The organism is Bacillus sp. UNC438CL73TsuS30, from assembly GCF_000482325.1.
Lineage (GTDB): Bacteria > Bacillota > Bacilli > Bacillales > Cytobacillaceae > Neobacillus.
This window is the reverse complement of record NZ_AXVA01000022.1, coordinates 53,578-67,512: the sequence shown is the minus strand read 5'-3', so window position 1 is coordinate 67,512 and position 13,935 is coordinate 53,578. Positions and strand designations below refer to the sequence as shown.

The 13,935-nt window shown below is 39.1% G+C and carries 15 protein-coding genes; 7 read left to right on the top strand and 8 right to left on the bottom strand.

Annotated features, from left to right (window positions below; all coding sequences use genetic code 11):
- Positions 1 to 173: 173 nt before the first annotated feature.
- A complete protein-coding gene (locus M028_RS0109480) occupies positions 174 to 620 on the bottom strand; it encodes a VOC family protein (RefSeq protein WP_026573715.1) in 447 nt (148 codons plus the stop codon).
- Between the two features lie 76 nt (positions 621 to 696).
- Positions 697 to 1,563 carry a LysR family transcriptional regulator gene (locus M028_RS0109475; protein ID WP_026573714.1) on the bottom strand — a complete coding sequence of 289 codons (867 nt, stop codon included), beginning with the start codon at positions 1,561 to 1,563 and terminating at the stop codon, positions 697 to 699.
- Positions 1,564 to 1,729: 166 nt separating this feature from the next.
- On the opposite strand from M028_RS0109475, the gene M028_RS0109470 reads away from it, so the two are divergent.
- Both M028_RS0109470 and M028_RS0109465 read left to right on the top strand, forming a co-directional pair.
- Positions 1,730 to 2,689 (top strand): threonine ammonia-lyase, encoded by a 960-nt coding sequence (locus M028_RS0109470; protein WP_081810702.1) that lies wholly within the window; start codon positions 1,730 to 1,732, stop codon positions 2,687 to 2,689.
- A 12-nt stretch (positions 2,690 to 2,701) separates the two neighbouring features.
- Positions 2,702 to 2,884, top strand: coding sequence for a DUF1272 domain-containing protein (locus M028_RS0109465; protein WP_026573712.1), 183 nt, complete (start codon positions 2,702 to 2,704; stop codon positions 2,882 to 2,884).
- Between the two features lie 134 nt (positions 2,885 to 3,018).
- Here M028_RS0109465 and M028_RS0109460 read toward each other — a convergent pair whose 3' ends face one another.
- Together M028_RS0109460 and M028_RS0109455 are read right to left on the bottom strand one after the other, a co-directional pair.
- On the bottom strand, positions 3,019 to 3,417 hold the full coding sequence (locus M028_RS0109460) for a (deoxy)nucleoside triphosphate pyrophosphohydrolase (RefSeq protein ID WP_026573711.1): 399 nt from the start codon (positions 3,415 to 3,417) through the stop codon (positions 3,019 to 3,021).
- 147 nt (positions 3,418 to 3,564) lie between these two features.
- Positions 3,565 to 3,786 (bottom strand): hypothetical protein, encoded by a 222-nt coding sequence (locus M028_RS0109455; protein ID WP_026573710.1) that lies wholly within the window; start codon positions 3,784 to 3,786, stop codon positions 3,565 to 3,567.
- A 616-nt stretch (positions 3,787 to 4,402) separates the two neighbouring features.
- Between M028_RS0109455 and dapA the strand changes: the two genes are divergently transcribed.
- The gene (dapA, locus tag M028_RS0109450; RefSeq protein ID WP_026573709.1) at positions 4,403 to 5,284 is read left to right on the top strand and encodes a 4-hydroxy-tetrahydrodipicolinate synthase; all 882 of its coding nucleotides are present in this window, start codon (positions 4,403 to 4,405) and stop codon (positions 5,282 to 5,284) included.
- A 73-nt stretch (positions 5,285 to 5,357) separates the two neighbouring features.
- On the top strand, positions 5,358 to 6,812 hold the full coding sequence (locus tag M028_RS0109445; protein WP_026573708.1) for an aldehyde dehydrogenase family protein: 1,455 nt from the start codon (positions 5,358 to 5,360) through the stop codon (positions 6,810 to 6,812).
- 191 nt (positions 6,813 to 7,003) lie between these two features.
- Here the strand turns inward: M028_RS0109445 and M028_RS0109440 are convergent, their stop codons facing one another.
- The 4 genes from M028_RS0109440 to M028_RS0109425 form a co-directional block, all read right to left on the bottom strand.
- The gene (locus M028_RS0109440; RefSeq protein ID WP_026573707.1) at positions 7,004 to 8,248 is read right to left on the bottom strand and encodes an NAD(P)/FAD-dependent oxidoreductase; all 1,245 of its coding nucleotides are present in this window, start codon (positions 8,246 to 8,248) and stop codon (positions 7,004 to 7,006) included.
- Positions 8,245 to 8,577, bottom strand: coding sequence for a (2Fe-2S)-binding protein (locus tag M028_RS0109435; protein WP_026573706.1), 333 nt, complete (start codon positions 8,575 to 8,577; stop codon positions 8,245 to 8,247). Before M028_RS0109435 ends, M028_RS0109440 begins: the two co-directional genes overlap by 4 nt.
- Positions 8,574 to 8,846 (bottom strand): (2Fe-2S)-binding protein, encoded by a 273-nt coding sequence (locus M028_RS0109430; protein WP_026573705.1) that lies wholly within the window; start codon positions 8,844 to 8,846, stop codon positions 8,574 to 8,576. Before M028_RS0109430 ends, M028_RS0109435 begins: the two co-directional genes overlap by 4 nt.
- Positions 8,847 to 8,915: 69 nt before the next feature.
- Positions 8,916 to 10,547, bottom strand: coding sequence for a sigma-54 interaction domain-containing protein (locus M028_RS0109425; protein ID WP_442852780.1), 1,632 nt, complete (start codon positions 10,545 to 10,547; stop codon positions 8,916 to 8,918).
- A 206-nt stretch (positions 10,548 to 10,753) separates the two neighbouring features.
- Here M028_RS0109425 and M028_RS0109420 point away from each other — a divergent pair, with 206 nt between their 5' ends.
- From M028_RS0109420 to M028_RS0109410, 3 genes are read left to right on the top strand one after another with little or no spacing between them, the layout of a single operon-like run.
- Positions 10,754 to 11,926 carry an NAD(P)/FAD-dependent oxidoreductase gene (locus M028_RS0109420; protein WP_026573703.1) on the top strand — a complete coding sequence of 391 codons (1,173 nt, stop codon included), beginning with the start codon at positions 10,754 to 10,756 and terminating at the stop codon, positions 11,924 to 11,926.
- Entirely contained in the window at positions 11,923 to 12,963 is a 1,041-nt protein-coding gene (locus M028_RS0109415) for a proline racemase family protein (protein WP_026573702.1), read from the top strand. The genes M028_RS0109420 and M028_RS0109415 overlap by 4 nt, the downstream gene beginning before the upstream one ends.
- Entirely contained in the window at positions 12,960 to 13,907 is a 948-nt protein-coding gene (locus M028_RS0109410) for a proline racemase family protein (protein WP_026573701.1), read from the top strand. Before M028_RS0109415 ends, M028_RS0109410 begins: the two co-directional genes overlap by 4 nt.
- Positions 13,908 to 13,935: the final 28 nt, after the last annotated feature.

Genomic DNA, 13,935 nt, shown 5'->3' with positions numbered 1-13,935 from the left:
GATTCAACCACGGAGGATTAGAAAGGATTAGTATATACTAATCAATCGTTTGGTTAAAAGCGGCTAGTCCTATAGAATAAGGACTTTTTCCGAAATAGCATATACTAATTAAACGTTTAGTTAAAGCGCATTTTTCATGAACCAATTGCTGAAATCCCACATATTAAAGAGAGTTATAAGTATAGCTTCTCCCACTCACTTAAATATATTTTTTCAGATTGATCAATTTCTCTGGGTAATCTTGTAATAAACTCCAAACTGTTTCCATCAGGGTCGTCAAAGTAAATCATTGCGTGAGCTTGAGTAGGAACAACAATGGGTTCGTTTGGTTCTTTACCAAACTCTTCCTTTACCTCAATTCCACGTTCTTTTAACCAAGTCTTAGCATTCTTTATGTCTTCTAATTCAACATAAAATGCTATATGCCTCAACGATACATGATAAGGAATTTTTGATTCTGAACCTTCCCATAATCCAATCCAGCTTTTGCCTTCTTCAATCCAAAAGAAAGCAACTTTATCATATCTTTTATAAAGTTTTAGACCTAATTTTTGATAAAATTCAATTGATTGTTGTAAATTGCTAACTGGTAAATGTGCCTCATATAGACCTTTTATCATTACATTATCTCTCCTATAATTCTTGCTTTTTAGGCGAATTATTCTAACATTTTTTGTAAAAGGCGGGCCCATTTGGTTAAATGAAAGAAGATTCAAGCGAGTAAGCAATCAATTTCAAGGCAATCTTTTTCAACATCGGTTTATATAAAAAATCCACACGCCTTTTCAGTTTCTCCTCTTCAAGTTGAACAATTTTAATAGAATTGTCTCGGATTTGGCTGGTTACCATTCTAGGCAAGATGGAAGAGCCAATACCCTTGCTAACAAAAGGAATAATCGATTCGTTGGCTTCAAGATCAATGGCTACATTGAAATCCAGGTTTTGATTCCTGCAACATTTCTCAAAGTACATGCGGATATCACACGGATGTTTATGAAGAATTAAGTTCTGTTGTAGAAACGCAGCTAAAGTAATCGTTGATTTACTAGACTGTAATCTAGGGAGTATTGCATCGTATGGCTCCCAGAATAATTCTTTACATTTTATATTACTTTTAAGATTACAAGTGTCCTGGACATAGGCAAAATCAATAAAGTCAGAATCCAACAGGTCGGTTAATTCCTGTGTAGTGTCTTTTATCGTTAACTCTACCTTAAAGGATGAACCGATTTTACTTATCACGCTTGGCAAAAAATAGCTGCCGATACTGGGAAGTGTCCCAATTTTAATTGTATTTATACGGGAGAAAGCCTCCATAGATTTGGCCAGACTTTCTGCATCTCTTAGGATGATAACGGCTTTGTCATAAAAAAATTTGCCTGCTTTCGTTAGCTCAATCCCGGTCGTTTTACGTTGGAACAACTCACAATTTAGTTCTTTTTCAAGCAAGGATAATTGTTTTGAGAGGGCAGGCTGCGAGATAAAGAGAGTTTTAGCCGCTTGAGTCATACTACCTGCCTCAACGATGGTAACAAAGTAATGAAGTTGAGCGAGTTTAAACATTCGGATCAAATCCTTGAAAAGTATTGGTAGTCATAGTGTATTACAAAACCTTCCATTATTGAACTGTTAACTATAGTCATAATGAATGGTTATGACCATATAACTTAATGGTATTATCTCCTGACTCGTGTTTCCAAGTAAGATGGTGATAAGGGAGTTGACCGTAATGAATTCTAACTTAATAACATTACAGCATCTAATCCAGGCCCATGGTCGGATTAAGCCTTACATCCGCCATACACCGTTGGAATACAACGGGGAGCTTAGTGGTTTATATGATAACGATATTTATTTAAAGCTGGAAAACCTCCAGATAACCGGTAGTTTCAAGGCAAGAGGGGCTTTCAATAAGCTGTTAACTTTAGAAAAAAATCATCGTGAAATCGGAGTGATTGCACCTTCTGCCGGAAATCATGGAATCGGCTTGGCCTATGCTGCCCATAAATTGAACGTTCCTGCATGCATTTATTTACCGTTTGATGCAGATGAGAGTAAAGTAAAAGCATTGGAAAGCTACGGGGCCACGATAACTTACTTTGATTCGATTGAGGAAGCGAGGGTGTCGGCCTTAAAGGCTGCTAAAGAAACTGGCTATACTTTCGTGTCTGCTTATAATAATCGGAGCATGATTGAAGCAGGGGGAACGATTGGTTTAGAGATTTTAGAAGACTTAACCGATGTTGACACCGTCATTACTTGTTTAGGCGGTGGGGGACTCACAGCTGGTTTGTGTATTGCTCTTAAATCAATAAATCCAAATATTAAGGTTTGGGGTGTTCAAACCAAGAACAGCCCAACATTTGCTGTCTGGCATCAAAATGGTGAAGTCTGTCCAGTTGATTTACAGGCTTCAATTGCAGAGGGATTGAGCGGGCCAATTGAACCGGAGACGGTAACGTTTCCGATTATCCATAAACATATTGATCGAATTCTAACTGTAACCGATGAAGAAATCATCGAAGCGATGAAATCAATGTTGAAGCATCAATACATTGTGGAACCCTCGGGTACAGCGGGGATAGCGGCATTGAAACAATTAGGGATAGAACTAAAGGAACGTAAGATAGCGGTTGTGGTTACCGGCCGGAATATTTCGTGGCCAAGGTTTTTAAATTTAGTAAAATAGGAGGGATTTGTGATGGCGTTAGAAATGCGGAGTGTATGTGAAAGATGCAATCAATCAGTTCAGCAGGAAGGGGAAGCCTATATCTGTAGTTATGAATGTACTTTCTGTCCAGAGTGTACGAATGAGATGAGTAGCATTTGCCCGAATTGTGGCGGGGAACTAGTTATACGGCCGCGGAGGATTGGGAAGGATTAGGATATACTAATCAATCATTTGATTAAAAGCGGCCATTCCCATAGAATAATGCTTTTGCCCTAATTAGCATATACTAATTAAACGTTTAGTTAAAATGCATCTGACGTGAAAAATAGTCTTCGATGACAAGAAGACTATTTTTCATGGATTAATTGCTGTACTGCGGGGATATCAGCAGGTGCCCATTTCAATGAATCTAGATTTTCCCTTTTTAGCCAATTCAGTTTAGAATGCTCTCTTGGTGTAGGGGAGTCCTCCACGACTTTGCATTTAATCGATAGCAAATTTACGATAACTGTTTCATATTCATGGGTGCTGTCATTAAAAATTTCTTTCGCTGTTTCAATTCTGCAATCCAATTCCTCGGCAATTTCTCTTTTTAAGGCGGTATAAATATCTTCATTTACTTCTACTTTCCCACCTGGAAATTCCCACATATTTGGGGTCGACATTTGAGGTGACCGAAGAGCACATAAGAATTCACCGTGCTCATTTTCAATAATGGCAGCCACCACCTTTACTAGTGTTTTCATCCTATCCCTCCCAAATCATTTTAATTAATATGATACCATTCTTAAATAGGAAGATTGAAAGGTCCTGTGAGTAACTGCAACAAGCAAATTTGAGTAGATGGATGGACCATTCCGTCTTTTAAGGTAAAAAATGAAACTATCCTAAGCTCAATATGGACTGTCCATCGTCTCTGGATGAGAAATATGGAGTTCGGTTTGAGGAATCATAACTCCGTCTGGATCACTCGAATTAATTCCTTTAATCAATAGCTCAGCAATCTTTTTTGAAAAATTCCGTTTCTCCAGTTTCTTAAGATTTTCCCAATACTTTAATACATAGTGAGGGGAATCCGAAGGTAAACGGAAGGATATAACTTGACCTCTTTTCACATTAACCGCTCCTTAACCCAATACTAAAATATATAAGTGCAGTCAGTGATTGGATGCCACACAAGGCATAACATATCCACAAAAGGCCAATGCTTTTCAATGTCGAATGTACGATGATGCAATAAACAAATCGCAAACGAGAACCTTTGACACTACCTAAAGGAACCTGTGAAAAATCTCTTGTCTTGTAATCACGGATTTATTTTATAGAACCGATTATTTATAAATTTTCATAAGAGCTGCATTAGATTATATTTGTTTCTTTTATTTTACTTTGAAAAAATTAGTCCATGTTTACAAATTTAAAAGTATGAAATTCTAGTAGATTTTATCGAGTTTAAAGATATTTTACAAAATAGTGTATAGAAAAATTGACAATGTAAAATTTTATTTACACTCCTTCTTTCTTTTTTAAAAAAAATTTACGATTTTGGAATTTTTCAAAGAAATTAGAATGGAAAAAAAGCTATTTTTTTCGCTTATTAATCAATATATAGAATGACTAAGGGCTTCTAATGAAGTCTCTTTTTTTACTATTCAGTAACTTGGCACGACTTTTGCATTATTGAGGGTAAGATGGTACTCATCTAAAAAAATATTGAGAGGAGCACTACAAATGATTAGATTTCCTGGAGTCCATGTGGCGATTGTAACACCATTCACAAATGATTATGAGGTTGATTATCAAAAACTGGAGGAACTATGCAACTGGCTAATTGAGGAAGGGGTAGACGGCCTAGTACCGGTTGGCTCTTTAGGAGAATATGCAACTCTTTCAACTGAGGAGAGAGCAAAAGTTGTTGAAACTGTAGTAAAAGCAGCTAATAAACGCGTACCTGTAACAGTTGGCACAGGAGCTCCTTCTACAAAGCAAGCAGTTTCTTGGGCGCAGCATGCGAAAGACTGCGGGGCAGATGCTCTCATGGCATTGCCACCAATTAATTATCGTCCATTAAGAAATGAGGTTGTGGCTCACTATGAGGCCCTTTCAAGTGTTGGGCTCCCAATTATTGCTTACAACAATCCACTGGATTATCCAACGGATTTAACTCCCGATTTATTAAATGAAATTGCTCAATTCGAAAATGTGGTAGCTGTTAAAGAGTTTTCTGGAGACATTAGACGCGTTCACAAAATCCTTGAAGAAACGGACTTGGAAGTATTGATCGGAGTGGACAACCTAGCGATGGAAGGGCCTTTGTGTGGCGCTACAGGATGGATTGCTGGAGTTCCAAATGCTTTCCCTAGAGAGGGTGTTGAATTGTTCAGATTGGCTAGAGAAGGAAAGGTAAAAGAAGCTACAGAGCTTTATAGACGTTTTCTTCCACTGTTTGAATTTGACGCTAATCCGCAATTGGTTCAATCCATTAAATATATGATGGAGCTCGTTGGCAAACCTATGGGTCCAACTCGCCCTCCTCGCCTTCCTCTAACTGATGAAAGTTATGAAGCTGTCAAAAAAGCATTCGACCGAGCTGCTCAACAATTGGTTCAATAGGACATTTATTTAATAATGCAGAAAGGGAGGGATTAATTTCCTCCCTTATATTTTAAGGAAAGGTGTGATAGAAATGATTACTCAAACGGATCTAATTACAAAAAACTATATAGGTGGACAATGGCATGAATTAAATGAAAAGGGTAGAAGTGTGTATAGTCCATCAAATATTAATGAAAAAATTGGAGATATCCATTATTCCACGCAAGAACAAATAACTGCGGCCGTTTCTGCAGCCAGAGAAGGTTTTAAAACCTGGAAGCAGAAGACAGGAGTGGAAAGAGCGGCTTGTTTATATAAAATGGCAGATAATCTTGAAAAAGCAAAAGAAACAGTGGCCAATTTGGCTAGTCGTGAAATGGGAAAGCCAATTAGCGAAATGATTGGTGAAGTGATGCGTGGAGTTAATCTATTACGTTATTATGCTGCAGAAGGAGTACGCCCTGATGGTCAATTAGTTCCAGCAAGCGATCAGCATGTTCTTCAATACTCCAAACGGGTGCCGTTGGGAGTTGTAGCATTAATCACTCCTTGGAATTTCCCGGTTGCGATTCCTATTTGGAAGATTGCTCCTGCTCTTATTTGCGGGAATTCTATTGTATGGAAACCAGCAGATAATGCTGTTTTTACAGCCGGCCTTCTGATGGAGGTATTTGAAGATGCCGGGCTTCCTGCGGGCGTCCTGAATTTGGTTATTGCCAAGGGCCGATCTATAGGGGACACACTTCTGGAAGAGGGAGATATTGATGCAGTCAGCTTCACTGGTTCCACCTCTACAGGAATGCAGATTGCATCAGCATGTGCCAAACGTAATATTAAGTATCAAACAGAGATGGGCGGCAAAAATGCAGCTATCGTACTAAAGGACGCTGACCTTGAAAAAGCTATTCCAATGATCTTAAGTGGAGCTTTTCGTTCGGCTGGGCAAAAATGTACTGCAACCAGCAGAATTATTGTAGAAAAGGATATTTACAGTGATTTTATAAATCATTTACGTGCGGCAGTATCTAATTTAACTGTTAAAGATGCGTTGCAAGCCGATGCTTATTTAGGACCGGTTGCGTCAAAATCACAATTCGATACAATCTCTGAATACGTTGCTTTGGCTCGTAATGAAGGTGAGATTATCGCGGAAGGAATTGTAGAACAATCAAACCAAGGATATTATATCCGCCCTATAGTTGTTGGGAAAGTGGGTGCCTCTCACAGGCTGTTTACAGAAGAAATTTTCGGACCTGTCGCAGCGGTAGTGGAAGTGGAAAATTTCGAAGAAGCAGTCCGTCTTTGCAATCAATCAGAATACGGATTGAGTGCCTCTATCTTTACAAATGACATGGAAAAAGCCATGCGCTTTTTAGAAGAAGCTGAAATCGGTATGGTGCGAGTAAATCAAGAGACTGCGGGAGTAGAGTATCAAGCACCTTTTGGTGGGATGAAATCTTCCAGCTCGCATACAAGAGAACAGGGACAGGCTGCATTGGACTTTTACTCTCAAGTGAAAACATGCGCTATTAAATATGCTTTTTAAGCTAAGACATTTTTAAATGTGCTATAAAAGAACATTGATAAGTAACAATTGAGTTGTATAAATTAGATATGGACTTTGTTTCTCTAGAAATTTACTTATATCCATGTTTAAGGTAGGAAAGAAAATTAATAAACATTTTTGATAATATCAATAGATAAACCAGCAGAGAGATTGTCTGCTGGTTAATTTTTTTATCCAATCTCTTCTTTTCTCGGTGAGCCATTATTTATCTCATATTGGTTCTCCCAAATTTCTTTCAACTTCTGTCTGCCATTCTCAATTTCTGGGTTAAATTGGATTGCTGCTTGTTGTCTAACAGTACGAACATTTTGAATAGCTTTCTTCAAATGCTGTTCAATCTTACCAGAACCTTTACCAGCCCGTTTTGCAATTGCCAAACCTGCTACTGTTCCCTGAGCCATGGCGATTTTTCCACTTTCAATCCCCGTGATATTCCCTGCTACAAAAAGCCCTGCAAGAGGCGTCTCCATCCATTCAGAATGAACTGGCACATGTCCTCCTAGTTCTGGAAGATAATGAAAAGGACATCCGGCAACAGCAGTAAGCTCTGCTAACGGGTATAAACCGCCCGCAATACACACAAAGTCTGCCTCGTATATCATTTCGGAACCAGGAATAACCGCACCAGTCGAGTCTACATCTGCAACTCGTACGCCTTCCACTTGATCCTTACCAATAATTTCAACTGCTGCTTTCCGAAGCTGTAACGGGGTGCCGTTTATCTTTACTCCGCCTTTAGGATAAAATTGCAGCCCCAATTTACGAATCGACTCGTTTTTCATAAATTTACTCCCAAATCGCAGCAAGGGGGAAGGGGCAAGGTGTGCGGCATTCAAGAGCGATTTTAAAACCTCTTCTGGCTCACCTGATTTTTGGCTGATTGGACTTTTTTCGGGGAGAACAATCCGGTCAACTTTTATACCAGCCAACTGTAATTCATTTAAAATCGCAAATGCTAAAATATTTGCTCCGATAATAATCCCTTTTTTACCAACCTCTACCCGATGAACATTTGTCATTACCTGTGCTGCCCCGATGGACATAACCCCCGGTAATGTCCATCCTGGCACAGGAATTGGATACTCTGCTGCACCAGTTGCTACAAGTACATGGGTGGAAGTGAATGTTCCTGCATTTGTATGAACATTCCAAAGAAAGTCTTCCTTTTCCAAGTTATAAACAGATACACCGCATCGAATCTCAACCGATAATTTTTTCGCTTCTTGATGAAGTCGTACAGCTTCTTTGATACCATTCCACCATTCACCGGATGGTTCTTGATGGAGCTGACCAAGGAGTCTGCCACCAGGTTTGATAAATTCATCAAGGATGGTAACGTTCAGACCATAACCAGCACAGGCAATTGCTCCTGCTAATCCTGCCGGACCGGCTCCAATAATAATTACGTCTCTCATTGCTGCTCCACCATCCTTTTGACGATATTTGGAAGTTGCTTACCACTCTCAACCACCATGTCTTTTTCAACAACCGTTAAGCAGGATCTCACATTTGCTTGTCCATTTACCCTTACACGACATTCCATGCAATGACCGATATTACAGTAAATTCCTCTTGGTGTTCCGCTTTCCTCGTGAACCCGTAATGTTCTTATCCCGTTTGCAAGAAGGGCTGCGGCGATTGTTTCGTTTTCATATGCTTCATAGGTAGATCCATCAAACAAAAATGGAACGGTTTCACGATCATGCAATTTTCCTAAAACAGGATGGTTCACAATTCTCGTCATTTTCGTTCACCTACCGTTCCAAAGGTCACAGCACGTACCGGTGGTTGATATTTCAAAGGAATTTCCCCCGGAGATGTATTTGGGACAACACTTTCAATGATTCGATCAACAGATAGTCTGCATGTACGTCCTCCACAGAAACCCATCCCAGCTCGTGTTCTTAATTTCAATTCCCTTGCTGTACATTTATGTTCATTTGCTGTAGACAGAAGTTCAGCGTAGGTTACTTCTTCACAACGACAAATAATCAGATTCTCGTTATTGACCATTTTTCTTTTCCTCCCCTTGGTTTCTACATGTAAATACCATGCAAAAATCGTACCAAGATAGAGGGGAAACTACTCCATTCCAAGACGTTTTAGCCGATTGTATAACGTAGCCCTTGTAATCCCAAGCCGTTTAGCACATTCTAATTTATTCCCATTGACAATCCTTAAAGCTTTTTCAAGAACCTTTTTCTCATGCTGTTCCATTTCTTCCTGTAACGATAAAATGGTATCGTCATTTTCGATAAGAAGATTATTGTCACGAATCTCCTCATGTTGTTGAATCCATTTATTATTTGAAGAAAAAGGCAGGTATTCCTTCTTAATCACACCATCTGTAGCAAAAACAACTAGACGTTCTGCCACATTTCGAAGTTCACGGATATTTCCAGGCCAGTCGTATCGGAGCATTTCTTGAATGACATCAGCTGACAATTCATAAATTGGTCGACGATAACGTTGCGCAAAATCCTGTAAAAAATAATGGGTCAATTCAATTATATCTTCATGTCGTTCCCGTAAAGGGGGGATCGAAAGGCTAACAACATTTAAACGATAGTATAAATCCTCGCGGAATTGACCTTCTTTCATTAATTCCTTCAAATCACGATTCGTTGCTGCAATGACTCGGAAATCAACATCAATTTCCTTTTCACCGCCGATTCGATAAAATTTCCTTTCTTGAAGCACTCTTAGCATTTTCACCTGCATTTCAAGCGGCATTTCACCAACCTCGTCGAGGAAGAGGGTGCCGCCTTTTGCCAGTTCAATTTTTCCCTTTTTCCCCCGATGGTCAGCACCAGAGAATGCTCCACGTTCATATCCAAATAATTCACTTTCAAATAGGGAAGCTGGTATCGCACCACAGTTAATAGAGATAAATGGGGCCTTTGCATCTTCACTAGCTTTATGGATAGCTTTGGCAAACACTTCCTTCCCAACACCGCTTTCTCCCAATATTAGAACGGTAGATTTTACGGAACAAACCTTTCTTGCCAGTAGGATAGTATTTTGCAGTGCAGAACTTCTTCCTTTAATTGAAAGAAAAGGATCATCCGGGTCGCGATACATGGCAACTTCTTGCTCTAGTCGTTGTACTTCACTGGTCATGTTAAATAACTTTTCATTTAAAACCACTTGATTCGTGATATCTGTTTCTGAACAAACTGCTCCAATAATCCTGTTGTTGTAGTAAACCGGGTTTGTGTTGATAAGAACAAATAAATCAGACCTCGGCTGGTGATGTTGTCCCTGGATTCTTCTCCCTTCATGTAGCGTTTGCAAGATTTCCAATTTATTGCGGTCAAAATAATTCGTTATTGGATTGCCGAGAATCTCTTGTTCTTTAACAGAAAAAATTTCCTCAGCACCTCTTGTCCACGTTCGAACACGTTCGTCCTTATCAATTACTGTAATGGAAACATCCGAGGTTTGAATGACTGTTTCATAAAAGGCCATTAATTGTTTATAAGACTGATGAAGAAAATCAATCATTTGCCATGACGTAATACAATTAACAGGCTGATTGTCATGATTTAGGATCACAACAACTGTATACCGTTTAAAGGCTTTAAACAGTTCGTCAATGGAGGCATCCTCAAAAAGAGTTTGACACGGTTGTTTATTTGTTTGATTCGATGGTTTATAAAAAAATTCTCCATTTTCCTTAAATACGTACTTTAATTTGGTTGTGCTGCCAAACATCCTACAATTTAAAATGGGTAAGTCAAAAACCATGATAACCTCCAAAATATATGTATAAAAAAATTAACACTGTAAAAATAATTATACATGAATTGAATAAAAATTTTAAATAATTATACAAATCAGGTAAATCCACGTCGAAACTTGTTTGGCACATTATTTGCATTATTAAGAACGAGACCTTTTCAATGAAGGGAGAAACTTATGTGAAAAATTGTGACGTTCTAGTAATAGGTGGTGGAATCATTGGTTGTGCGATTGCCTATTACGCATCTAAGTATGGAAGAGATGTAACGATTCTTGAAAAAGGGGAATTTGTAAGCGGTACCTCTTCAAGATGTGATGGGAATATTTTGGCCATCGACAAAGATCCCGGTTTTGATAGTCAAATGTCTTTGCTCAGTCAGAGGTTAGTGGATGATCTGAGTAAAGAGCTTGAACACGCTTTTGAGTATCGAGCACCTGGCAGCATTCTCGTTTGTGAGTCAGAAGAAGAGATAGCAGCGGCTGAGCAATGGGTGAACCGCCAAAAAGCAGCCGGACTGCCATTCAGGATGCTGGACCGCGAAGATATTCGTCAAGAGTCTTCTTTCTTCGCAGATGATTTATTAGGCGGATTGGAATGTGCTACAGATTCTACCGTAAACCCCTATCTTCTTTCCTTTGCATTACTTGAAGCAGCAAAAAAACAGGGGGCAAAGGCTTATAAACAAACTGAAGTGAAGGAGATGAAAAAGGAAAACGGTTCGTTTATCATCCAAACATCCAATGGGGTATTTACGGCCAATCACGTTGTCAACGCTGCTGGTGTTTGGGCACCGTACATCGGAGAGATGCTGGACCTTTCGATTCCAATTCAACCAAGAAAGGGTCATATTATTGTTGCTTCAAGACAACAGTTTGTTGGTCGCCGTAAAGTCATGGAATTTGGTTACCTTATCTCGAAATTCGGTGGAGAACGTAAGGTAGATCCACTAACAGAAAAATATGGTGTAGCACTTGTATTTGAACCTACAGAAAGCCAAAACTTCTTAATTGGTTCGAGCAGGGAATTTGTCGGCTTCAATACAAAGGTAAATAACGAAATCATAAAGTGCATTGCAAACAGGGCAATTCGTTTTTATCCAAAAATGGCGGATATGATGGTAATTCGCTCTTACGCAGGTTTAAGACCTTGGACGGAAGATCATCTGCCAATCATATCAAAGGTGGAAGAAGTGCCAAATTATTATATTGCTGCCGGTCATGAGGGGGACGGAATCAGTCTTGCGGCCGTAACTGGAAAATTGATAGAAGAATTGATAAATGAAAAAGAAACTTCCATTCCTATTGAGCCGCTTCGTTATGATCGTTTTAAAGAAAGGGTGTTAACAAGGTGAGGGCAAATAAGGTATTTACGACGATTGATACACATACAGGCGGGAATCCGACGAGGACGGTAATTAGCGGCCTTCCAAAGTTAGAGGGAAATACCATGTCAGAAAAAATGCTCCATATGAAAAGGGAATATGATTGGATCAGAAAATTACTCATGAACGAACCTCGCGGCCACGATGTGATGTCCGGTGCTTTAATTACTGATCCATGCCATCCGGATGCGGATATCGGCGTCATTTACATTGAAACAGGCGGCTATTTGCCGATGTGCGGCCATGACACAATTGGAGTTTGCACGGCTTTAGTGGAATCGGGATTAATCCCCATTCAAGAACCGATAACCTCATTAACACTAGATACACCAGCTGGGCTTGTTGAAGTAGAAATTGTCGTCGAAAGCGGAAAAGCTAAAGAAGTATCTTTTTGTAATGTACCTGCTTTTCTATTAAAAAATGTATCTATCGATGTTGAAGGAATAGGACAAGTAAATGCGGACATCGCCTATGGAGGAAACTTTTACGCCATTATTGATGCAAAATCTGTCGGTTTGGAATTAACACCTGAGAACGCTTCTGTGATTATTGATAAAGCCATTACAATTAGAAATGCAATTAATGAAAAAACAGATATTGTCCATCCAAAGCATCCATTTATTCAAGGCTTAAGTCATGTTGAATTCTTTAGTGAACCTACACATGAAGAAGCAGATGTAAAAAATACGGTAATTGTTCCTCCAGGGGGAATCGACCGTTCCCCATGTGGTACGGGTACTTCAGCAAAATTATCTGTTCTTTACGCTAAAAAACAAATTGAGATTGGTGAAGACTTTGTTCATGAAAGTATTGTTGGATCCTTATTTCGCGGCCGTGTTCTTGGCACTACTAATGAAGAAGGCGTAGAGGCAGTACTGACAAGAATCACTGGATCAGCTTGGTTGATGGGAATGCACCGTTTCTTCTATCACGATGAGGATCCATTAAAAGAGGGATTTTTGCTCATTCCACCTATGGAGGAACATGAAATGGAGGAAGTGCAATGAAAATTCAAAAATCGTACTCAACTATCGATGTACACGTAGCGGGAGAAGCTTTTCGGATTATTAAAGATATCCCCTTTATTAGCTATCGAAATATAGGAGATTTATATGAACGATTTCCACGAGCATTTGCTGAGGAAATAAATCTTTTATTGAATGAACCTCGAGGATTTGCTGGTTTAAATGGATGTCTCGTCGTTCCACCTATCAATCAAGAGGCTGATGCTAGTGTATTATTTTTTAATCATCAAGGAACAGTCCCGCTCCATTACGGTGGTATCATTGCAGTCATCACCGCACTACTTGAATGTGGGCAATTAATAGCAAGGCCATCCAATCAATATAAGCTTGAAACGTTAAATGGTATCATTCCGGTAACAGCCCTTGTGGAAGAAGATGAGGTCGTTTCGGTGGAAGTAAAGAGTGAACCAAGCAGAGTAATTGAATCCGACCTCACTATACCATCTTTAAATATCAATTTTTCATTCGTGCAAGCTGATCAATTTTATGCTGTGTTTAAACAAGATGATTGTGATATGAGGATTGAACCTGAAGCATTGTCTGACCTAAAAAGGTGGGGGAAAAATATTTTTCAGTATTTGCGTTCTGAATTTTCAGTCGATAGTGCCATTATCGTAGATGATTCGAATATTGAAGATGGCATAGTCAAATCGATTACCTTCCGAGATGACGCATTTATTGTTCGTTCTCCTGGATTTGGGTCAACTATTGCGATATATACAAATTTACTTTCTAAAAAGGCCTTTAATTTAAATCAGCCTTTTGTAAACGAAAGCATTTTCGGCAGCAAATTAAAGGCACAGGTTACCGACCAAAGCGTGGATAGTTTTGAATTCACTTTTACTAGCCGTGGTTTTATTACGGGCATGCAAACATTTTTATTAGATCCTACTGATCCATTAGCAGCAGGGTTTCTATTAAAATAGTTCAATAAAAAATTTTTGGGAGGATTTT